Genomic DNA, 20,722 nt, shown 5'->3' with positions numbered 1-20,722 from the left:
GGCCAACCTGGTGAGAATTAGGGCCTGCCTGACGGCAGGCCGTTACCGGCCCGCACACAAAAAATCTGACAGTCCCCCATCGGGGGCGAGCCACCTCCCACATTAATCTTGCGTTCCTAGCGCCGACCTGTGCGGGTACTCACATCCACCCAAACCGCCAGCACCAGAATGCTGCCCTTCACGATCATCTGCCAGTAACTGTCCACATCCAGCATCGACATGCCGTTATCCAGGCTGGTAATCACCAACGCCCCGAGCAACGCGCCATACACCGTGCCCGAGCCGCCGCGCATCGATGTGCCGCCGATAAAACACGCGGCTATGGCATCCAGCTCACCCATGTTACCCGCCGACGGCGAGCCGGCAGCCAGGCGAGCGGTGTTGACCAATCCGGCGAGCGCGCACATCACGCCCATGATGCCGAAGATCCACAGTTTCACTGCCTGCACGTTGATGCCCGACAGGCGCGTGGCTTCCATATTGCTGCCCACCGCATACACCCGGCGGCCGAACACGGTCTGGCTGGTGACGTAGCTGAATACACCGAGCAGTACCAGCAACAGCAGCACCGGCACGGGGATGCCGTCGTAGCTGTTGAGGGTGGTGACGAACCCGGCCAGCACCGCGCCGATCACCACCACGCGCAGCACATCACGCACCAATGAATGCGCAGCCAGGCCATGCAGTGCGCGGTTGCGCCGTTGTTTCCAGGTGAGGAACAGGGTCAGGGCAAACAGTAAGACACCGAGGCCGATCCCGACCGAATGGGGCAAATACCCTTGGCCCACATACACCAAGGAAGGCGACACCGGCGCAATGGTGGTACCGCCCGTGATCCCCAGGAGAATCCCGCGAAACGCCAACATTCCCCCCAGGCCAACGATAAACGACGGGATACGCAGGTAGGCGGTCATGTAGCCGTTGGCCAACCCGATCATCAAGCCGCACAGGGCAACCAGGCTCAGGTTCGCCAACAGCGGCACGTGATACACCACGTCCAGGATCGCCGCCAACCCGCCGAGCAAGCCGAGCAACGAGCCCACCGACAAATCGATCTCGCCGCTGATGATCACCAGCACCATACCGCACGCCAGGATCCCGGTGATCGACATCTGCCGCAGCAGGTTGGACAGGTTGCGCGGTGTAAGGAAGCCCCCATCGGTCTGCCAACTGAAAAACAGCCAGATCACCGCCACGGCGATCACCAGGGCAAGCATTTTGTAGCGGGTAAACAGCTGTTTGAGCTGATTCATCTACGCGGTCTTCCGATCATTATTATTGTGTTGGCTGAGCGCCGCGGCGAGCACCTGTTCCTGGGTGAGCCCGTCATTGATGAAGTCGCCGCGCAACTGGCCGTCGCCGATCACCAGCACGCGGTTGGATACGCCGAGCACTTCGGCCAGCTCCGAGGAAACCATGATGATCGACACTCCCTCGGCCGCCAGCGCGCCCATCAATTTGTAGATCTCATACTTGGCGCCCACGTCCACCCCGCGTGTGGGCTCATCGAGGATCAGCACGCGAGGCCTGGCCATCAGCATTTTCGCCAGCACGGCCTTTTGCTGGTTGCCACCGGACAGGCTGGTGATCGGCAGGAACGGGCTGGCGGTCTTGAGGTGCAGGCGTGCAATCTGCTGGTCGATGCTGCCCAGTTCGGCTTCGGCGTCGATGCGCGTCAGGTGCGCGTAGGTGTCGAGTACCGCCAGGGTGATGTTCTGGCCCACGCCGAAGTCGGGAATGATGCCCTGGCGCTTGCGGTCCTCGGGCACCATGCACAGCCCGGCGCGGATCGATTTGAGCGGGGTGCGCGTGTCGATCACCTGGCCGTCCAGCCACACCTCGGCACTGTAGCGACCGGGGTAGGCGCCGAACAGTGCCGACACCAGCTCTGTGCGCCCGGCACCGACCAGCCCGGCAATGCCGAGGATTTCCCCGCGCTTGAGCACAAAGGACACATCGTCCACGCGCTTGCGCCTGGGGTTGTCGACGTCATGGCAGGTGACGTTGCGTGCCTCGAAAATCACCTCGCCCACCGCATGGGGTGCGGTGGGGTAGAGGTTGCTCATCTCGCGGCCGACCATCTGGGTGATGATTTGTGCGATGTCCATGTCGGCCATGGCGGTGGTCGCGATGTGCTTGCCGTCGCGGATCACCGCAACGGTGTCGCACACCGCCGCCACTTCATCGAGCTTGTGGGAGATGTACACGCAGGCCACGCCCTTGGCCTTGAGGCCGCGGATGATGTCCAGCAGCACCTCGATTTCCGAGCGGGTCAGGGCCGAGGAGGGCTCGTCGAGAATCAGCAGCCGCGCCTGTTTGTTCAGGGCCTTGGCGATTTCCACCAGTTGCTGGTGGCCGCCGCCGTACTGCGACACCGGCAGCGCCACGTTCATGTCCGGCACCTTGAGCTCGCGCATCAAGGCTTCGGCGCGGTGGAACATCGCCGGGTAGTTCATCCGCCCGCCCGGCAGGGTCAGTTCATGACCCATGAAGATGTTTTCGGCCACCGACAGGTCGGGCACCAGGGTCAGTTCCTGGTGGATGATCACGATACCGGCCGCTTCGGTTTCGCTGATCGACTGGGCCTTGAGCGGCTGCCCGTCCCAGAGAATTTCGCCGTCCCAGGTGCCGTGGGGATACACCGCCGACAGCACCTTCATCAAGGTGGATTTACCGGCACCGTTCTCGCCGCACAGGCCGACGCATTCTCCCGGCCGCACCTTGATATCTATGCCGTTCAGCGCGTTGACCCCGCCAAAGCGTTTGACGATGCCGTTCATTTGCAGCAGGTAGTCGGCCATGGCGCTTACTGCCCGGCCATCTGCTCTTTGGTGTAGAACCCGTCTTTCTCCAGCAGGTCGATGTTCGCCTTGGTCAGCGGGGTCGGGGTGAGCAGGATGGTGTCGACCTTTTTGCTGCCGTTGTCGTACTGCGAGCTGTAGGTGGGTTGCTCATTGCGCGCCAGTTGCACCGAGAGTTTGGCGGCTTCGCTGGCGATCAGCCTGAGCGGCTTGTACACGGTCATGGTCTGGGTGCCGTCGATCACGCGCTTGACCGCCGCCAGGTCGGCATCCTGGCCGGAGATCGGCACCTTGCCTGCCAGTTTCTGCGCGGCCAGGGCCTGGATCGCACCGCCGGCGGTGGCGTCGTTGGAGGCGACGATGGCGTCGATCTTGTTGTTGTTCCGGGTCAGGGCGTTTTCGACAATACTCAGGGCTTCGGTGGGGTTCCATTCCTTGACCCACTGCTGGCCGACCACCTTGATATCGCCCTTGTCGATGGCCGGTTGCAGCACTTTCATCTGGCCTTCGCGCAGCACCTTGGCGTTGTTGTCGGTGGGCGCGCCGCCGAGCAGGAAGTAGTTGCCCTTGGGCGCCGCTTGCAGCACGCCGCTGGCCTGCATTTCGCCGACCTTTTCGTTATCGAAGGAGATGTAGGCGTCGATGTCCGCATTCAGGATCAGGCGGTCATAGGACACCACCTTGATCCCGGCTTTCTTGGCTTCGGCGACGGCGTTGGTGAGCACGGTGGCGTTGAACGGTACGATGACGATCACATCGACGCCGCGGGAAATCAGGTTTTCGATCTGGGAGATCTGTTTTTGCTCGTTGGCATCGGCGGATTGCACGAAGACTTTGGCGTCGAGTTTCTCTGCGGCGGCGACGAAGTAGTCGCGGTCGCGGGACCAGCGTTCCAGGCGCAAGTCATCGATGGAGAAGCCGATCTTCGGGTGGGCCGAGTCGGCCAGCACCGGCAGGGCGAACAGGGCAAGGGCAGTGGCGATGAGGGTGCGTTTCATGGTTATGCGTCCTTTTATTGTTGTTGGAAAGACTCTAGGCAAACACCGTACTTGTGGCGATGAAGCGTGTTGTGGCAAGTGAGCTGTTGTGGCGAGCGGGCTTGCCCCGCGTTGGGGCGCAAAGCGGCCCCTTTCCTGGCGACATGTTTTCACCTGGCATACCGAGGCGCCTGGTTCTGGGGCTGCTTCGCAGCCCAACGCGGGGCAAGCCCGCTCGCCACAACAAGCCCGCTCGCCACAAGAAAAGCCCGCATGTCACACAGTCAGCGGTAGATAAAGCGATTCACAATACCTTCCAGCATCTCTTGCCGACCACTCACCGCCTGCGGGTTCAGCTCATGGGCAAAGGCATGCTCGGCCAGGGATTCCAGGCTGAATTCCCCCGCCAGCACCGCCTGGCCCAGCGGCTGCTGCCAGCCGGCGTAACGCTGGTCCTTGAACTGCTGCAACCGGTCGTTCTCGACCATGGCCGCCGCCCGCTCCAGCGCCAGCGCCAACACATCCATGGCCGCCACGTGCCCGTGGAACAGGTCCACCTCATCGAGGCTCTGGCGGCGTACCTTGGAATCGAAATTGTAGCCGCCATTCTTGAAACCCCCGGCCTTGAGGATTTCATAAGTGGCCAGGGTCATTTCCTCGACGCTGTTGGGGAACTGGTCGGTGTCCCAGCCGTTCTGCGGGTCGCCACGGTTGGCGTCGATGCTGCCGAAAATCCCGAGGGACACGGCGGTTGCGATCTCATGATGAAAGCTGTGCCCGGCCAGGGTCGCGTGGTTGGCCTCAATGTTGACCTTGATCTCATGCTCCAGGCCGAACTCATGCAGGAAGCCGAACACCGTGGCGCTGTCGTAATCGTATTGGTGCTTGGTCGGCTCCTGGGGCTTGGGCTCGATCAGCAGGTCGCCCTTGAAGCCGATCTTGTGCTTGTGCTCTACCACCATGCGCATAAAGCGTCCGAGCTGTTCGCGTTCGCGCTTGAGGTCGGTGTTGAGCAGGGTTTCATAGCCTTCACGGCCGCCCCACAGTACATAGTTGGCGCCTTTGAGCCGCAGCGTCGCGTTCATCGCGCTGAACACCTGGGCGGCGGCGTAGGCAAACACCTCCGGGTCTGGGTTGCTCGCGGCGCCGGCGGCAAAGCGTGGGTTGCTGAAGCAGTTGGCGGTGCCCCACAGCAGTTTGATGCCGGTCTGTTCCTGATGGCGTTCCAGGTGGTCGACCATCTGCGCAAAGTGATTGCGGTATTCCTTGAGCGAGCTGCCTTCGGGGGCGACGTCCGTGTCGTGAAAGCTGTAGTAGTCGATGCCCAGCTTGGTGAAAAACTCGAAGGCCGCATCGGCCTTGCCGATGGCCAGATCCATCGGCTCACCACTGCGTTGCCATGGCCGTTTGAAGGTGCCCACGCCAAACATATCCGCCCCTGGCCAGACGAAGGTGTGCCAATAACAGGCGGCCATGCGCAGGTGTTCGCGCATGGGTTTGCCGAGGATGATTTTATTGGCGTCGTAATGGCGAAAGGCGAGGGCAGAGTCGCTGCTGGGGCCTTCGAAGCGAACCTTCTCGACACCGGGGAAGTACGGCATGGCGTTTTCCTTATTGTTCTTGGCGGTGCCCCGATACTAGCAACGGCCAATGGGCTGCCGATTATGAAAATCACCAAGGGAGGGTGCGATTTTGAGTGGCAGGGTCTAGGCTGTTGCGACCGGCCCCAGGACAACAACAATGAAAACCCTACCGCCCGTGCACCGCATCGCCTTGCTGTTCAACGGCAGCAAAATCTACGACCGTGGCATCATCGCCGGCATCGGCAATTACCTGAGCAGTACCCGCGCGTCCTGGGACTTGTTCCTTGAAGAGGACTTCCTGTGCCGCCTCAAAGGCATTGAGCGCTGGCAGGGCGACGGCATCATCGCCGACTTCGACGACCCGCTGATCGGCGAGGCGCTGGCCGGCAGCAAGGTGCCGGTGGTGGCAGTGGGCGGTTCTTATGAGGATGTGCGCGCCTACCCCAAGGGCATTCCCTATGTGGCCACCGATAATGCGGCCTTGATGAAGCTGGCCTATGAACATTTGATCGAGGCCGGTGTGACGCGGTTCGCCTGTTTCAGCCTGCCCGAAGCCCAGGCCAATCGCTGGGCCCAGGAGCGCGAAAAGGCCTTCAAGCGCTTGCTGCAACGCGATGGCTTGCCAGTGCAGATCTATCGCGGCCTGGGCACCAGTGCGCCGCTGTGGGACAGCGCGGTGGAGCAGCAGATCGCCTGGCTGCAAAGCCTGCCCAAGCCCATCGGGATCATTGCGGTCACCGACGCCCGCGCCCGGCAACTGCTGCAAGCCTGTCTCACCGCCGGCATCGCGGTGCCGGAAGAGGTGGCGCTGATCGGTATCGACAACGACCCACTGACCCGCACCCTCACGCGCGTGCCGTTGAGTTCGGTGATCCAGGGCACCGAAACCATGGGCCGCACCGCCGCCGCGCTGTTGCACCAGATGCTGCATGGCAAGCCTTGCACCGGCACGCAGGTGCTGGTGCCGCCGGATGCGATCAACGTGCAGGCGTCGAGCCTGCACCAACCCTTGGGCAACCCCTATGTGATGCAGGCGTTGCTGTTTATCCGCCAATACGCCTGCCAGGGCATCAAGACGGCGCAGGTGGCGGCCTATGTCGGCGTGTCGCGTTCATCGCTGGAGTCGCACTTTCGCAAGGCGCGCGGGTGCAGCGTGCACGACGAGATCCTGCGCTTCAAACTCGCCAGCGCCGCCAAGGGCTTGCAGGGCAACCACCTGGCGATTGCCGACATCGCCCAGCAGTGCGGCTTCAAGTCGGCGCAGTACCTGCACACCGTGTTCCGCCGCGAGTTCGGCTGCACGCCACGGGAATACCAGCACAGCCATTAGAAACTTTGCAGGCATCGCCCATTCGCCGCTGGACTTGCACCGTACAGACTAGGGAGAATGGTTTTTTGTGGCGTAAATGGAAGCTCCCATGACCGACAGTGCCCAGCGTGCCGCCAGCGACATCGACCTGATGACCGAAGTGGCCATGCTTTATTACCTCGACAACATCACCCAGGAAGCCATTGCCAAGCGCTTCGACCTGTCGCGGGTCAAGGTCAGCCGCTTGCTCAAGCGCGCCCGTGATGAAGGGGTGGTGGAGGTGCGGGTGTTGCAGCATCCGGCCCTGAACACGGAGTTGGAGCAGGCGCTGGTCGAGCGTTTCCAGTTGGACCGCGCCTTGATCGCGGTCGACCACGGCGACCCCGACACCCAGCGCTCGGCCGTGGCCAGCCTGGTGGCCAACTACCTGAACAAGACCCTCAGCGACGGCATGATCGTCGCCGTCGGCATGGGCCGCAACGTGGGCGCCGTGGCCGAGAACGTGTTCCTGCCGGTGACGCGCAACTGCACCTTCGTTTGCGCCATCGGCGGCTCGCTCAAGGCCGGCGAATACATGAACCCCGACCATATCTGCCGGCGCCTGGCCCTGCGTTTCGGCGCCGAGAGCGAAACCCTGTACGCCCCGGCCCTGGTGGCCAACCCGGAACTGCGCAGCGTGCTGATCAACAACGACACCGTGCGCTCCACCCTCGACCGTGCGCGCCGCGCCGATATCGCTTTGATCGGCATCGGCGACATGAGCGAGAACAGCAACATGGTGCGCATGGGCTGGTTCTCGCCCCAGGAAATCGCCCAGGCCCGGGTGTCCGGTACGGTCGGTGACATGATGGGCTACGACTTCATCGACATCCACGGCCAGCCGGCGGTCAACGCCATGCAGGGCCGGGTGATCGGCCTGACGGTACAGGAGTTGGTGCGCATTCCCGACGTGGTAGCGATTGCCAGCGAAAACACCAAGGCGGCGGCCACCCTCGGTGCGTTGCGCTCCGGGGTGATCAACACCCTGGCGACGACCGTCTCGAATGCCTACACGATCCTTGCCCTGGATGATGCAACGCGCCGCTAGGTGACATCTTGTATGTGGTGAGCCCGCTTGTTGTGGTGAGCGGGCTTGTTGTGGCAAGCCCGCTCGCCACAGAAAGCCCCGTCCACCAAAGAGGCTGTGTAGGGCAAACCCGCTCCCACACCTAGGCCACCAACCGCGCCTCAACCGATTCGGCAAGGTTGGTCAGGATCAGGCAGCACGACACTGCGCCCGCATCCAGTACTCCCAGGGAGCGCTCCCCCAGGCGGCTGGCACGGCCGATCTTGGCCACCAGGTCGCGGGTGGAATCACGGCCCTGGGACGCGGCGCTTTTCATCCGGTGCAACGCTTCGCGGAACGTCGCGCCGCTGGCCTGGGCCTGTTCGAACGCCTCGACCGCTGGAATCAACGTATCCATCAGGCACTTGTCACCCACGCCGGCGTCGCTGATGTCTTGCAGTGAGGTCAGGCCGCCACGCAGCAGCCTGGCGAAGGTCGCCCCATCGATGCTATCGCGGCCGCGCACTTCGTCGGCCATGCCGATAAACAGGCTGCCATACAGCGGGCCCATGGAGCCGCCGATGCCTTCCATCAACGCCAGGGTCAGTTCGTCCAGCGCCTCGGCCAGGGACAGTTCGCGGCCCTCCAGGGTCTTGCCGCAGCGCGAGAATCCCTTGGCCATGTTGATGCCGTGGTCGCCGTCGCCGATGGCGCCGTCCACTTCACTGAGGTATTCGCGGTTGGCGACGATGATCGACACCAGGTTGGTGACGATGGCGCTGCCGGTGTTGCTCGGGAAATGTTCGCTCATGCTTCACTCCGACTGGGTCATGCCGATGGAGCGGCAAGGTTGGTCGATCAAACGGCTCAGCTCGGCGTCGAGGCCAAGCAGGGTCAGGGTCACGCCCATCATTTCCAGGGACGTGAAGTAGTTGCCCACGTAACAGCGGTGTATGCGCAGGCCCTTGGCGCGCAGTTGGCGCTCGACCTCGGCGTAGAAAATATACAGCTCCATCACCGGCGTGGCGCCCAGGCCCGAGACCAGCACCACCACGCTCTGGTCCTGGGTGAAGTCGCGGTCGGCCAGGATCGGCGCAAGCATGCGCTCGGCCATGGCGGCGGCGGACTCCACCGGCACCACTTCGATACCGGGTTCGCCATGGTGGCCGATGCCCAGTTCCATCAGACCGTCAGCAATCTGGAAGTTGGGTTTGCCTACCGCCGGAATGGTGCAGGGCGTGAGCCCCACGCCGATGGAGCGGCAATGGTCCACGGCCTTCTGCGCCACGCGGATCACGCCGTCAAGGTCGTAGCCCTGGGCGGCGGCGGCACCGCCGATCTTCCACATGAAGATCTCGCCGGCCACGCCACGCCGCTTGGCGATTTCGGCGGGCGGGGCGGAGGCCACGTCGTCGTTGGCCACCACGGTGCGGATGTCCATGGCTTTGCTGGCGGCCGTTTTCATCGCCAGCTTCACGTTCATGTTGTCGCCGGCATAGTTGCCATACAGGCACGCCACGCCTGCGCCCTGGTCGGCGGCACGGAACGCGTCGAAGAAGCTCTTGGCGGTGGGTGAAGAGAAAATCTCGCCCACCGCCACCGCATCCACCAGCCCCGGGCCGACATAGCCTAGAAACGCCGGCTCGTGCCCCGAACCGCCGCCGGTGACAATACCGACCTGGCCGGCCGGTGAGGACGTGCGTTTGCGGATGACCCGTGGGTTGCTCTCGTACTGCACCAGTTCCGGGTGCGCCAGGAGGATGCCCGCGAGCATGTCCTCGACCACCAGGTCCGCATCATTGATGACTCGATTCATTGGGTGTTTCCTTGTTCTTATTCGTCTGGAATCGGCTTACTGAATGCTGTAGCCGCCGTCGATCACTACGTTTTCCCCGGTGATCATCCTGGCCGCGTCGCTGACGAGGTAGAGCACCAGGCCGGCGATCTCTTCCGGCTGGGCGAAGCGCCCCACCGGAATCTGCAATTTGGCCCGTTCGCCCAGTTCGCCCGCCCAGGCTTTCTTGCCCAGGGCGGTCTCGACGATGGTCGGTGACACGGCGTTGACGTTGATGCCGTGGGGCGCCCATTCCATGGCCAGCACCTTGGTCATGCCGACCACGGCGGCCTTGCTCGCGCAGTAGGCCACATGACGGTCCAGGCCGATGACGGCGGCCTGGGAGGCAAGGTTGACGATACGCCCGCCGCCTTGTTCGATCATGTAGCGGGCACAGGCCTGCGCCACGAAGAAGCTGGCCTTGAGGTTGATGTCCAGGGTGGTGTCCCAGGCGTTTTCATCCACGTCCAGGGCCTTGTCGAGCAGCGCGACCCCCGCGCTGTTGACCAGGTAATCGATGCGCCCGAGCCCGGCAGCGGCCTGGTCGACGACGGCCTGCAGCGAATCGAGCTGGCGCAGGTCAGCCACCAGCCCCACATGACCCGCGCCGAGGCTGGCAGCCACTTCGACCACCGCCGGGTCACGGTCCAGCAACGCCACCCGGGCGCCGCGCTCCACCAGCAACTGGGCACAGGCCAGGCCGATACCGGCGGCGCCCCCGGTGATCACGGCGCAACGGCCGGTGAGGTCGAACGCCTGGTTCCAGAAATTGGACATTGCACACACTCCACTTAGCGTTTTTTCTTGCGCCAGACATCAATCAACACCGCAAGCACGATGATCAATCCCTTGGCCACTTGTTGGTAATACGACGACACCCCGAGCAGGTTCAAACCGTTGTTGATCACACCGATCAGCAGTGCGCCAAACAACGTGCCGACAATGCTGCCGGTGCCACCCGACAGGCTGGTGCCGCCGATCACCACCGCCGCAATCGCATCCAGCTCATAAGATACGCCCGCCTGGGGCAGGGCCGAGGTGGTGCGCGCCGCCAGCACCACACCGGCCAACCCCGCCAGCAGGCCGGAAATCACATACACCGAGAACGTGACCTTGCGCACGCCGATGCCGGAGGTGCGCGCGCTTTTTTCGTTGCCGCCCACGGCGTACACGTAGCGCCCGTAGGTGGTGTAGCGCAGCACCATCCAGAAGATCAGCGCGACCACCGCAAAGATAATGATCGGCACGCCAATGGGGCCCAGCTTGCCGATGCCCATGGCGAGGAAGCTGTCCGGCAGGTCGGTGACCGGGCTGCCGTCGTTGAGAATAAAGGTCATGCCCCGCGCCACGCTGAGCATGCCGAGGGTGGCGACAAAGGGTGGGATGCTCAGGTTGGCTACCATGAAACCGTTGACCACGCCGAGCATGGCCCCGGCAAACATCCCCGCACTCACCGCCGCCAACAGGCCATAACCCTGGGTGGCGACCAGCGCGCTGCACAAGCCGGCGAAGGCCAGGATCGAGCCCACCGACAGGTCGATGCCCTTGGTGAGGATCACGTAGGTCATGCCCACGGCCAGGATGCCGTTAATGGAGGTCTGGCGCAGGATGTCCATCCAGTTGCGCCAGGTCATGAAGTATTCGCTGGAAAACGCCATCACCAGGCACAGCAGGATAAACACCAGCGGCAGGCCGAAGCGGTCGAGGGACAAGCGCAGGCGGTTGCGCGGCGCGGCAGTGACGGGTGCGGCGAGGACTTTACTGTTCATGAGGCAAGACTCAACAAGGCTTCCTGGGAAAGGGCGGTGTCGCTGCTGACGGTCACCAGGCGGCCGCCCTTGAACACCGCGATGCGGTCACTCAGGTGCAGCAGTTCCGGCGCCTCGGACGAGACCACGATGGCAGCACCGCCGGCGCGCACGAATTCGTCGAGCAGGTGATAGATCTCCTGCTTGGCGCCTTCGTCGATGCCGCGCGTGGGTTCGTCGCACAGCAGGCAGATCGGCTGGGTCGACAGGCATTTGGCGAGCACCACTTTCTGCTGGTTGCCGCCGCTCATGGACTCCACCGGCAGGTCCAGGGACGAGATCTTGATCTGCAGGCGCTTGACCATGCTCTGCGCCAGGGCCTGTTCCTTGCGCGCATTGATCACCGACCAGTTCGACAATTGCTTGTAGGCCGACAGCGCGATGTTGGCGAGGATGCTGGCGCTGAGCACCAGGCCACTGTCCTTGCGGTCTTCGGTGACCAGGGACATGCCGGCGCGGATGGTCGCCGCCGGGGTGCCGGTGGGCAGGGGCTGGCCTTGCAGGGTGGCGCTGCCGGCGTCCGGCAGGGTCAGGCCATACAGGCAGTTGAGGAATTCGCTGCGGCCCGAACCCATCAGCCCATAGATGCCGAGGATTTCGCCCTGGCGCAGTTGCAGGCTGATGTCCTGGAACTCGCCGTCGCGGCTCAGGCCATTGACATCCAGGCACGTGGCGGCGGCGCATTCGCGGCCGACTTTATGGTCGATGCGCTGCAACTCCTGGCCGACGATGCCGCGCACCAGGTGGGCGCGGTCGATATCGACCATGCGCCCGCTTTCCACAAAGGCGCCGTCGCGGAAGATGCTGTAGTCATCGGCAATCTGCGCCAGTTCACTCAGGCGGTGCGACACATAGATGATCCCGGCGCCACGGGCGGTCAGGCGGCGGATCGCCTTGAACAGGGTTTGCGCTTCGTGTTCGCCGATGGCCGAGGTGGGTTCGTCCATGATCATCACCTGGCAGTCATGGCTGAACGCCTTGGCGATCTCCACTAGTTGGATCTGCGCCACGCTCAGGCGATGCATGGGGCTGGTGGCGTCCACGTCGAACTCCAGGCTTTGCAGCAGTTCGCGAGTGCGTCGGTTCAGTTCCTTGCTGTCGACGATACAGCCGGCGCGGCGTGGCTCGCGGCCCAGCCAGATATTTTCGGCGACGGTCATGTAGGGGATGGGTTCCAGCTCCTGGGTGATCATCGCCACCCCGGCGGCGAGGGCTGCGCTGGGGCGGTCGAACTGCACCGGCTGGCCGTTGAGCAGGATGCTGCCGGCGTCACGCTGGGTGATGCCCATCAAGATGCTGAGGAAGGTGGATTTGCCGGCGCCATTGCCGCCGCACAGTGCGTGCACGCTGCCGGCCCGCAGGGAGAGGCGCCCGTCGCGCAGGGCAGGGACCCCGGCGTAGGCCTTGGAAACTTGTTCAGCGTGGAGCAGTAATGGCGGGGCCATCGGTGTGTCCTCTTGCTGATTTTCTTATTAGGTAGGCTTAGCCAACAGCCTGATCATATGATCGGATAGTGATCATATGTTTAAACTGCTCGGGCCGGCTTTGTCAATGGTTTGGCACAGTGTTCGCCCGTGCTTTTATCGTTTTAGTGGGCTGTCGCCTTGAAATAAGCCTTGACAGCGGTGGGCTGATCGTCCGCTAATGATTGTGCATAATTTCAGTGAGTGATCATTTGATCGGTCTGATGGAGAAACAGTAATGGGTGCACAAACGATGTTTTCGGTGGCCATCGGATGCGACGAGGCAGGCTTTGAGCTCAAGGAAATGCTCAAGCGCTTTATCGAAAGCCTGGGGTATGGGGTCGAGGACTTTGGCTGCCATTCGTCCAGCCCAGTGCTGTACCCGGACATCGCAGCAGCCGTAGCCACGGCGGTGGGCGCGGGTGAGCAGCGCCTGGGTGTGTTGATCTGCGGCACCGGCATCGGCATGGCGATTTCCGCCAACAAGATCAAGGGTGTGCGGGCCGCCCAGGCCCACGATACCTATTCGGCCGAGCGCGCACGCAAGAGCAACGATGCGCAGATCCTGTCCATCGGTGCGCGGGTGATCGGGCCCGAGCTGGCCAAGAGCATCGTCAAAGTGTTCCTGGAATCGGAGTTCGAAGCGGAGCGCTCCGGGAGGAAAGTCGAGCGCATCACTGCACTCGAACGGGCGAACAGGGCGTTGCCATCAGACGACTGAGTCGCTTCAGAACACCGCCTTGACCTGCAGGCCCAGCACCAGGGCGTTGTCGATGTTGTCACCGGAAAACGCACCCGGCTCGATGATGTATTGCACATCCGGGCGCAGGGTCAGCCAGGGGGTGGCCTGGTAGCCGTAGCTGAGTTCGATCAGTTGTTCGGCATTGTTCAGGTCGGGATAGTCGGTCCCGGCCTTGAAGGCGGCCAGTTCCTGTACCTCGCGACTGCGCGGGTTCGGCACGGCGCGACCATAACCCAGGGCCAGGGTGTCACGCGGCCGGCCTTCGAACGGCTTATACAGCACCACGCCTGCGCCGTACCACTTGCTGAACGGCGAGGCCGCTTCGCTGGCGGCGGAATACTGGCCGAAGGCGTGCAGCACACGGCCGGCGGATGAGTCCGAGGCCCACACTGCCTGGTCGATCAGCAGGTAGTGACCACCGCGGCCGCTGACCTTCCTGGTGCTGCCGATGCGTTTCACGTCGGAGCTGTCGTAGTAATAGCCCAGCTTGTATTCACCCGGCAGGCTGCCGGCGTGTTTGTAGATCAATTCGATGGGCACTACGGTGCCAGTGGTGTGCTTGGGGTCCAGGCGCCAGGCGCGGCTGGAGTTGCCGTTGCTTTGCGGGTCGACGTTGAAGGCGGCAACGCGCAATTGCCAGGCCGGCGAGAAGTCATATTTCACCCGCGCACCCAGGCGTGCATTCGGGTAGTTGGTCCAGCCGCTGCCGCCGGACATGTTCAGCGGGTGCCCGCAGAACCCGGCGTTCATGAAGTTGCACAAGATCCCGCTGTCGAGGCCGCCGAGGTCATTGCCCATGGCCATGTAGCCGAGCTTGACGTTCAGCGCCGGGGTGAACAGCGTGCGTTCGTAGCTCAACTCGGTGAGGCGGGTGTAGAGACCGCCGTAGTTTTCCTGGATCGGCAGGCGGTTGCCCACGAGGTCCTCGGACGCACTGTTGCCGCGCCGGTCATTGATCGTGAGCTGGATGCGGTCGCCATTGTTCAAGCCGTAGAGCTTGCCCAGGTCGAACTGCACGCCGAGCTTTAGGTTCTGCGAGTAGCGCGCCGAGCGGTGCTGGCCGCCGTGGGCGTTGTAGGCGGTCTCGCCGCTGTAGTCGCCGGTGAAGCGGATGCCCTGTGCGTCGAGTTCACGGCGCAGGCCGCCCCAGTCGCCGGTCAGGGTGGTGTCATCGGCTTGTACGGGCAGGGCGGCACCCAGGGCGAGGCCCAGCAACAGGCGCCCAAGGGCAATATGAGAAGTGGGGGTCATGCGGGTTTTTCCAGGTACAAGGCGCGGCGCCGGGGAGGCGCCGCGCGAACAGGGGGGTTAAGGCAGGGCGTAGGCGATCACGTAGTCGCCACGGTCAGTGGACTGGCGTGCGCCACCGGCGGTGATGACGATGTACTGCTTGCCGGTTTTCGGCGATACGTAGGTCATCGGGCCGCCCTGGCTGCCGACGGGCAGGCGGGCCTTCCAGATTTCCTCGCCATTGCCGCTGTTGAAGGCGCGCAGGTAGAAGTCCTGGGTGCCGGCGATAAAGATCAGGCCGCCCTGGGTCGACAGGGTGCCGCCGAGGGTCGGCAGGCCGATCTTGATCGGCAGGTGCATGCGGATGCCCAGGGGGCCGGTGTCCTCGACGGTGCCGACCGGTACTTGCCAGGCGACTTTCTGGGTCTTCATGTCGATCGCAGTCAGGGTGCCGAACGGCGGCGCCTGGCACGGAATACCGGCCACCGACAGGAAGCGGTTTTTGTTCACCGCATACGGCGTGCCCTTGAGTGGCACGGCGCCCATGCCGGTATTCAGCGCTTCGCCACCCGACGCGGCCTGGGCCTTGTTCTGCGACGGTATCATCTGGATCCACAGGCCCAGGCGCATGTCGTTGACGAAGATAAAACCGTGCACCGGGTCGGTGGAAATGCTGCCCCAGTTCATGCCACCCAGCGAGCCCGGGAAACTCAGGGATTTATCGGTGCCCGGCGCGGTGTACAGGCCGTCGTAGCGCATGCCCTTGAAGTCGATGCGGCACAGCAACTGGTCAAACGGCGTGGCGCCCCACATGTCCGATTCGGTCAGGGTCTGCGCGCCGATCTGTGGCATGCCGACCGATTTTGGCTGGGTGGGCGAGTAGGGCTCGTCAGGGATGTTGGCGGCCTTGACCGGCACTTCCTTCACCTCGGTCAGCGGCTTGCCGGTGGCACGGTCGAGCACGTAGATCTGCCCGGCCTTGGTGCCGATCACCACTGCAGGCACAGCCTTGTCGCTGCCCGGCGGGGTGAAGTCGATCAGGCTCGGCTGCATCGGCAGGTCGAAGTCCCACAGGTCATTGTGGACGGTCTGGTACACCCATTTTTCCGTGCCGGTGGAGGCGTCCAGTGCCAGTACCGACGCGCCGTATTTGTGGTTGAGCTGGGTGCGCTCGACACCGTAGATGTCGGTGGACGAGCTGCCCATCGGCAAGAACACGGTGTTCATCAGCGGGTCATAGGACATTGGCGCCCAGCTGTTCGGCGTGCTGCGCACGTAGGTGCTACCGTCGGCCGGGGCTTTTTTGTCTTCCGGGTTGCCCGGGTCGAACGCCCAGCGCATCTGGCCGGTGATTACGTCGAAGCCACGGATCACGCCGCCGGGCATGTCGGTCTGCACGTTGTCGGCCACGCGGCCGCCGACCACCACGGTGGTGCCGGCGATCAGCGGTGCCGAGGACAGTTGGTAGTAGCTGTCCGGCACGTTGCCCAGGCCGGCTTTCAAATCCACCTGGCCGTGGGTGCCGAAGTCTTCGCAGAACTGGCCGGTGTCGGCGTCCACGGCGATCAGGCGTGCATCGATGGTGTTGGTCAGCAAGCGGCGCTGGCACTGCGCACCGGCGGGCACGCTGGCGGCGATGATCGGTGAGCTGTTCGGTTGGGTAGGCTGTGCAATCGGCGCAGTGGCGTCGAAGTAGGCCATGCCACGGCAACGCTGCCACACCGCCGATTTGGCGTTGATCTCGTTCTTCCACAGCTCTTTGCCGGTGTCGGCGTCGAGGGCGATCAGGTTGTTGTGCGGCGTGCAGATGAACACTTTGTTGCCGATCTGCAGCGGGGTGAGCTGGTCTTCGGCACCGTTGCCGTCGCTGAGGGCGACGTCACCGGTGTGGTAGGTCCAGGCCACTTTGAGCTTATTGATATTGTCGCGATTGATTTGGTCCAGCGCGGCGAAGCGGCTGCCGCCTTCGGTGTTGCCGTAGTGCGCCCAGTCTTTCTGTGCGTCGGCCGCGGCCACCGGCGTGATGCCTGGGCCAGTGCCGGTGGGTGCCACGCTCGGGTGGGCGACAAACATGTTGCCCGCCGCCACGGCCACGGCCACCGCCAATACCGCCGCCACGCCATAGGCGCCACGTGCAGGCCGGTTGACCAGCAGCGGGTACAGCAGCGCTACCACCAGGCCGATCACCGTAAACATGAACAGGCGGGAGAACAGCGGCCAGAACACCAGCCCCACATCCGCCACCGCCCAGAGAGCCGTGCCGACCAGGAAGGCCGCGAACAGCCACGCGCCCGCCGGCTTGCGTCGGGCAATCAGCAAGCCGGAAACGGCCATGGCCGCACCGCCGATCAAGAAGTACCAGGAGCCTCCCAGGCTCACCAGTTTGCCGCCGCCAATGGCCAGCGCGAGGCCGAGCAGGGCGATGATCACGCCCAGGCCCAGCAGTAGGATTCTAGAGACGCCAGTGGCGCGCGATGCTCGTTTCATGTCGATAGGACTCGAATGTGAGAGGGCAAAGACGCGATTTTAGCAAGATAAGTAACTGGTTAGTACATTGGAGTCCTGCAATAGACTATTACAGGTGCTGCGATGATGGCATGTGGTCGAATGTCGCTCGAGGTGCGATGCGTCTCGCACCTGGCAGGCCGGCGTTTTAGTCGGATTTCTTGCCGCGCAGCTTTTTTTGCGGGGCCTCGGTGCTGGCAAGTGCGTCGCCGCCCAGGCTGCGGGTCAGTTCGACGGCGGCTTGCTGGAACAAAGGGTGCAGCGTCTGCGCCTGTTCGGCGGTCAGGCGGCTGGCGGGGCCGGACAGTACCAGTGCGCCGATCAGGTTTTCCCCTGGACCGAAGATGGGCAGGGCCATGGACGAGGCATGGGGGTCGGTGGCGCCATGGGAGAAAATCGGTTTGATCATTTTCGCGGCCAGCGCATAGGGTGTGCGCAACGCCTCGGCTCCGGCGGCGCCGTCCATGGGGCGAGTGTCCCCGGGTTGCAGGTGCAGGCGCAGATGGTGAGGGGAGTTCACGCGGTACAGGCACATCCGATAAGCGCCGTGGCGTACGTAGAAGGAAGCGGTTTCGCCGGTTTCCTGAGTCAGGCGGTGCAGCAGCGGAGTGATGTGGCGTTCAAGATCGAGGCCGTCCTGATACACCGTGTTCAAGCGCATGATTTCGGTGGCCAGCTGATAGCGACCATCGGCCAGGCGGGTGATCAGGCCGTGATTCTCAAGCGAAACCATCAAACGCATGATGGTGCTTTTGATCAGTCCGGTGCGTGCGGCGAGTTCGGCCAGTTCCAGGGCGGTATCCCCCATGCGGAAGGCAGTCAGCACGGTGAGCACCCGATCAGCCGAGGCCACCCCGGTGACTGCGGGGCGTGGGCGGGTTTTTACCATGGGTTGCTCCTTGTGAGGGGGTGGGCGGGTAGGCTGCAAAATACTGCCATTGGTCGGCGCGGTCAAAGCGGTGGGGAGAAGGGCAGTCGAATCATCGTGCTGCCCCTCCCGCTTTTTCAGGTCGCGCTGGCAGGTTTGTTGAGTTGCGCCGTTTCGCTCATCTGCTTGCGCCCCATCAACAAGACCATGATCGCACCAGCGGCACACAGCGCCGCCAGCGGCAGCAATGCAAGGGCGTAGCTGCCTGTGGCGTGATGAATGGTTCCATACACGTTGACCATGATGCCGCCGCCTATCAGGTTGGCCATCGCGCCTACGGCGGCCAGGCCAGCGGCTGCGGTGGAGGATGAAAGCCAGGTCGAGACCAGCGCCCAGAACGGTCCTTTCATGGAGTACGCACCGATCAGCACCATTGACAACATGAACACCGTGGCGACCAGCGAAGAGGTCACCAGCGCCAGCAGCAACCCGCCGGTGATCAGTAGCAGGGTGAGTGCGGTATGCCAGCGGCGTTCACCGGTCTTGTCGGAGCTGCGGCCCCACACAATCATCAGGATGGACGCGAGCCCGTAGGGGATGGCGTTGACCATGCCGATTTCCAGGTTGTCCAGGCCAAATGTCTTGAGCAGTTGCGGCGCCCATACACTCATTGTGCTGCCGGCCGCAGATGCGCCGGAGTAGATCAGTGCCAGCACCCAGATGTGCTTGTGGCGCAGCAGTTTCCACAGGGAGATATGCCCGATGGCGGTCTTGCGATTGCGCTCTTCGTCGAGGCGGCCAGTGAGCCAGTGGCGCTGCTCGTGGTTCAGCCATTTGGCTTGTTCCGGGCGATCAGTCAGCACGAACAGGCAGGCGATGCCCAGCAGTACAGCGGGAATGCCTTCGATGATGAACAGCCAGTGCCAGCCACGCATGCCGAACCAGCCGTCCAGGCTCAACAACAAGCCGGACAGTGGTGAGCCGATGAAGTTGGCGCCGGGAATCGCCACCATGAAAATCGCGACCATGCGCCCACGGTATGCCGCTGGCAGCCAGTAAGTGAGGTACAGCAGCACGCCCGGGAAGAATCCTGCCTCGGCCGCGCCCAGCAGGAAGCGCATCACATACAGCGAGTTGGCGCCGGTGACAAACGCTGTGCCGGCGGAAATCAGGCCCCAGGTAATCATGATCCGCGCAATCCACACCCGTGCGCCGAAGCGCTGCAAGGCCAGGTTGCTCGGCACTTCCACCAGGAAGTACGAGACAAAGAACAGGCTGCTGGCAAAGCCGAAGATCGCCGGGGTCAGCCCCAGGTCCTGGTTCATTTGCAGCGAGGCCATGCCGATGTTGCCGCGGTCGATGATCGCCAGCAGGTAGCAAAGGATCAGGAACGGCAGCAGTCGCCACGCCACCTTGCGCATGGTTGAGCGCTCGATGGCGCTGATGTCGGTAGAACTGATAGGCATGACTCTCTCCCGTATTGTTTTTTTTGGAGATGCGTGATGAGCCCGCATGTAACCGGCGGGAGATGTCAGTGTGCGTAGAGGTGGCGGTTGACCACAGCACGCGGCGGCGGCGCGATGCCGTCCCAGAAATCGATGATTTGTTGCAGGGCCAGCAGGCCCACTCGGTCCCGTGCTTCGGCGGTATTGGCCCCCACATGCGGTGTGGCTACCAGGGTAGGCAGGCCCCATAGCGCCGAATCGGCGGGAGGGGGTTCGGGGTTGAACGTGTCGAGTCCGGCGCCGGCAATCTGCCCGGTGCTCAGGGCGTGGACCAAGGCTTCGGTGTCGATCAGTTCACCGCGCGCCGTATTGATCAGGAGGCTGCCGGGGCGCATGCGCTTGAACTGCGCCGCGCCAAACAGGTTGCGGTTATGTTCGGTCAGTGGGCAATGCAGGCTGATGATATCGCAGCTTGTCAGCAGGTCATCAATGTCGTCGACGCGCTCCACATTCGGCAGTTCCGGCAAGTACGGGTCGAACACCTTGATGGTCATGCGCAGCGGCGCCACCAGTTCCATCAGGATTCGTCCGATGCTTCCCAGGCCCACCAAGCCCAGGGTCTTGCCGGACAGCTCGATGCCCACTGAAGTGGCTTTGTCCCAATGCCCGTCACGCATCCGTGCGTCGAGCAGGGCGGTCTGGCGCGCCACGCTGAACATCAATGCCAAGGCGTGTTCGGCCACCGATTGCGCGTTGGCGCCCAGGGCGATAGTCACCGGGATCTGGCGTTCGGCGGCGGCGGCGATGTCGATGCTGTCGTAGCCGACGCCGTGCTTGGCGATGATCTTCAGTGCGGCCGATGCGTTGATCATCTCCCGGGTCAGTTGGCCCTGGCGCACGATGATTGCGTCCGGTTGTTCGCGGGCAATGATCGCGATGAGTTCATCGGCCGGTGCGTAGGGGGTGGTAGGGATGACGCGCACGCCGTGGGAGGCGGCGTGGGTCATGGCGTCGGCGGTCAATTCCGGGCCGGTCAGCAGGAGGGTTCGGGTCATTTCTGTGCACCTTGGTGTTTTTGTCGGTGTGCGGTAGTGACTGGAAATTATCATAAT

General features: G+C 63.3%; 17 protein-coding genes. 3 read left to right on the top strand and 14 right to left on the bottom strand.

What is annotated here, in order from left to right:
- Positions 1–116: 116 nt before the first annotated feature.
- The 4 genes from AC3WP7_RS21285 to xylA form a co-directional block, all read right to left on the bottom strand.
- The gene (locus tag AC3WP7_RS21285) at positions 117–1,253 is read right to left on the bottom strand and encodes a sugar ABC transporter permease (protein WP_102592663.1); all 1,137 of its coding nucleotides are present in this window, start codon (positions 1,251–1,253) and stop codon (positions 117–119) included.
- Entirely contained in the window at positions 1,254–2,801 is a 1,548-nt protein-coding gene (gene xylG / locus AC3WP7_RS21280) for a D-xylose ABC transporter ATP-binding protein (RefSeq protein ID WP_092246072.1), read from the bottom strand.
- Positions 2,802–2,806: 5 nt separating this feature from the next.
- Positions 2,807–3,799: a D-xylose ABC transporter substrate-binding protein gene (gene xylF, locus AC3WP7_RS21275; RefSeq protein WP_102592662.1), complete on the bottom strand. Its 993-nt coding sequence runs from the start codon at positions 3,797–3,799 to the stop codon at positions 2,807–2,809.
- 263 nt (positions 3,800–4,062) lie between these two features.
- The gene (gene xylA, locus AC3WP7_RS21270; RefSeq protein WP_071491485.1) at positions 4,063–5,379 is read right to left on the bottom strand and encodes a xylose isomerase; all 1,317 of its coding nucleotides are present in this window, start codon (positions 5,377–5,379) and stop codon (positions 4,063–4,065) included.
- 139 nt (positions 5,380–5,518) lie between these two features.
- Here xylA and AC3WP7_RS21265 point away from each other — a divergent pair, with 139 nt between their 5' ends.
- Entirely contained in the window at positions 5,519–6,691 is a 1,173-nt protein-coding gene (locus AC3WP7_RS21265; RefSeq protein WP_093127973.1) for a XylR family transcriptional regulator, read from the top strand.
- 88 nt (positions 6,692–6,779) lie between these two features.
- Positions 6,780–7,757, top strand: coding sequence for a sugar-binding transcriptional regulator (locus AC3WP7_RS21260; protein WP_093513751.1), 978 nt, complete (start codon positions 6,780–6,782; stop codon positions 7,755–7,757).
- A 121-nt stretch (positions 7,758–7,878) separates the two neighbouring features.
- Here the strand turns inward: AC3WP7_RS21260 and dhaL are convergent, their stop codons facing one another.
- The 5 genes from dhaL to AC3WP7_RS21235 are packed head-to-tail and all read right to left on the bottom strand — an operon-like array spanning position 7,879 to position 12,802.
- Positions 7,879–8,526, bottom strand: coding sequence for a dihydroxyacetone kinase subunit DhaL (gene dhaL / locus AC3WP7_RS21255; protein WP_071491482.1), 648 nt, complete (start codon positions 8,524–8,526; stop codon positions 7,879–7,881).
- 3 nt (positions 8,527–8,529) lie between these two features.
- Positions 8,530–9,531 carry a dihydroxyacetone kinase subunit DhaK gene (locus AC3WP7_RS21250; RefSeq protein WP_102592661.1) on the bottom strand — a complete coding sequence of 334 codons (1,002 nt, stop codon included), beginning with the start codon at positions 9,529–9,531 and terminating at the stop codon, positions 8,530–8,532.
- 36 nt (positions 9,532–9,567) lie between these two features.
- On the bottom strand, positions 9,568–10,326 hold the full coding sequence (locus AC3WP7_RS21245; RefSeq protein WP_071494914.1) for an SDR family oxidoreductase: 759 nt from the start codon (positions 10,324–10,326) through the stop codon (positions 9,568–9,570).
- Positions 10,327–10,340: 14 nt separating this feature from the next.
- Positions 10,341–11,318: an ABC transporter permease gene (locus AC3WP7_RS21240; protein WP_076954377.1), complete on the bottom strand. Its 978-nt coding sequence runs from the start codon at positions 11,316–11,318 to the stop codon at positions 10,341–10,343.
- Positions 11,315–12,802, bottom strand: coding sequence for a sugar ABC transporter ATP-binding protein (locus AC3WP7_RS21235; protein ID WP_102592660.1), 1,488 nt, complete (start codon positions 12,800–12,802; stop codon positions 11,315–11,317). Before AC3WP7_RS21235 ends, AC3WP7_RS21240 begins: the two co-directional genes overlap by 4 nt.
- 256 nt (positions 12,803–13,058) lie before the next feature.
- On the opposite strand from AC3WP7_RS21235, the gene rpiB reads away from it, so the two are divergent.
- On the top strand, positions 13,059–13,541 hold the full coding sequence (gene rpiB, locus AC3WP7_RS21230; protein ID WP_172963367.1) for a ribose 5-phosphate isomerase B: 483 nt from the start codon (positions 13,059–13,061) through the stop codon (positions 13,539–13,541).
- Positions 13,542–13,547: 6 nt separating this feature from the next.
- Here rpiB and AC3WP7_RS21225 read toward each other — a convergent pair whose 3' ends face one another.
- The 5 genes from AC3WP7_RS21225 to AC3WP7_RS21205 form a co-directional block, all read right to left on the bottom strand.
- Positions 13,548–14,813, bottom strand: a complete 1,266-nt coding sequence (locus AC3WP7_RS21225; RefSeq protein ID WP_092246063.1) for a carbohydrate porin — start codon at positions 14,811–14,813, stop codon at positions 13,548–13,550.
- Positions 14,814–14,870: 57 nt separating this feature from the next.
- Complete coding sequence (locus AC3WP7_RS21220) at positions 14,871–17,279, bottom strand: glucose/quinate/shikimate family membrane-bound PQQ-dependent dehydrogenase (protein WP_093513749.1); 2,409 nt, start codon at positions 17,277–17,279, stop codon at positions 14,871–14,873.
- 166 nt (positions 17,280–17,445) lie between these two features.
- The gene (locus AC3WP7_RS21215) at positions 17,446–18,186 is read right to left on the bottom strand and encodes an IclR family transcriptional regulator (protein ID WP_071491474.1); all 741 of its coding nucleotides are present in this window, start codon (positions 18,184–18,186) and stop codon (positions 17,446–17,448) included.
- Between the two features lie 116 nt (positions 18,187–18,302).
- Entirely contained in the window at positions 18,303–19,631 is a 1,329-nt protein-coding gene (locus AC3WP7_RS21210; protein ID WP_093513748.1) for an MFS transporter, read from the bottom strand.
- A gap of 65 nt (positions 19,632–19,696) precedes the next feature.
- Positions 19,697–20,665, bottom strand: a complete 969-nt coding sequence (locus AC3WP7_RS21205) for a hydroxyacid dehydrogenase (RefSeq protein WP_071491472.1) — start codon at positions 20,663–20,665, stop codon at positions 19,697–19,699.
- Positions 20,666–20,722: the final 57 nt, after the last annotated feature.

This window comes from Pseudomonas sp. FW305-3-2-15-C-LB1, from assembly GCF_058787615.1.
Note: the sequence above shows the minus strand (reverse complement) of the source record. Positions and strands in the feature narration are given on the sequence as shown.

Bases quoted from the DNA above. Each gene is read 5' to 3' on its own strand.
- AC3WP7_RS21285 (WP_102592663.1), bottom strand. From the start codon at position 1,253: ATGAATCAGCTCAAACAGCTGTTTACCCGCTACAAAATGCTTGCCCTG.
- xylG (WP_092246072.1), bottom strand. From the start codon at position 2,801: ATGGCCGACTACCTGCTGCAAATGAACGGCATCGTCAAACGCTTTGGC.
- xylF (WP_102592662.1), bottom strand. From the start codon at position 3,799: ATGAAACGCACCCTCATCGCCACTGCCCTTGCCCTGTTCGCCCTGCCG.
- xylA (WP_071491485.1), bottom strand. From the start codon at position 5,379: ATGCCGTACTTCCCCGGTGTCGAGAAGGTTCGCTTCGAAGGCCCCAGC.
- AC3WP7_RS21265 (WP_093127973.1), top strand. From the start codon at position 5,519: ATGAAAACCCTACCGCCCGTGCACCGCATCGCCTTGCTGTTCAACGGC.
- AC3WP7_RS21260 (WP_093513751.1), top strand. From the start codon at position 6,780: ATGACCGACAGTGCCCAGCGTGCCGCCAGCGACATCGACCTGATGACC.
- dhaL (WP_071491482.1), bottom strand. From the start codon at position 8,526: ATGAGCGAACATTTCCCGAGCAACACCGGCAGCGCCATCGTCACCAAC.
- AC3WP7_RS21250 (WP_102592661.1), bottom strand. From the start codon at position 9,531: ATGAATCGAGTCATCAATGATGCGGACCTGGTGGTCGAGGACATGCTC.
- AC3WP7_RS21245 (WP_071494914.1), bottom strand. From the start codon at position 10,326: ATGTCCAATTTCTGGAACCAGGCGTTCGACCTCACCGGCCGTTGCGCC.
- AC3WP7_RS21240 (WP_076954377.1), bottom strand. From the start codon at position 11,318: ATGAACAGTAAAGTCCTCGCCGCACCCGTCACTGCCGCGCCGCGCAAC.
- AC3WP7_RS21235 (WP_102592660.1), bottom strand. From the start codon at position 12,802: ATGGCCCCGCCATTACTGCTCCACGCTGAACAAGTTTCCAAGGCCTAC.
- rpiB (WP_172963367.1), top strand. From the start codon at position 13,059: ATGGGTGCACAAACGATGTTTTCGGTGGCCATCGGATGCGACGAGGCA.
- AC3WP7_RS21225 (WP_092246063.1), bottom strand. From the start codon at position 14,813: ATGACCCCCACTTCTCATATTGCCCTTGGGCGCCTGTTGCTGGGCCTC.
- AC3WP7_RS21220 (WP_093513749.1), bottom strand. From the start codon at position 17,279: ATGAAACGAGCATCGCGCGCCACTGGCGTCTCTAGAATCCTACTGCTG.
- AC3WP7_RS21215 (WP_071491474.1), bottom strand. From the start codon at position 18,186: ATGGTAAAAACCCGCCCACGCCCCGCAGTCACCGGGGTGGCCTCGGCT.
- AC3WP7_RS21210 (WP_093513748.1), bottom strand. From the start codon at position 19,631: ATGCCTATCAGTTCTACCGACATCAGCGCCATCGAGCGCTCAACCATG.
- AC3WP7_RS21205 (WP_071491472.1), bottom strand. From the start codon at position 20,665: ATGACCCGAACCCTCCTGCTGACCGGCCCGGAATTGACCGCCGACGCC.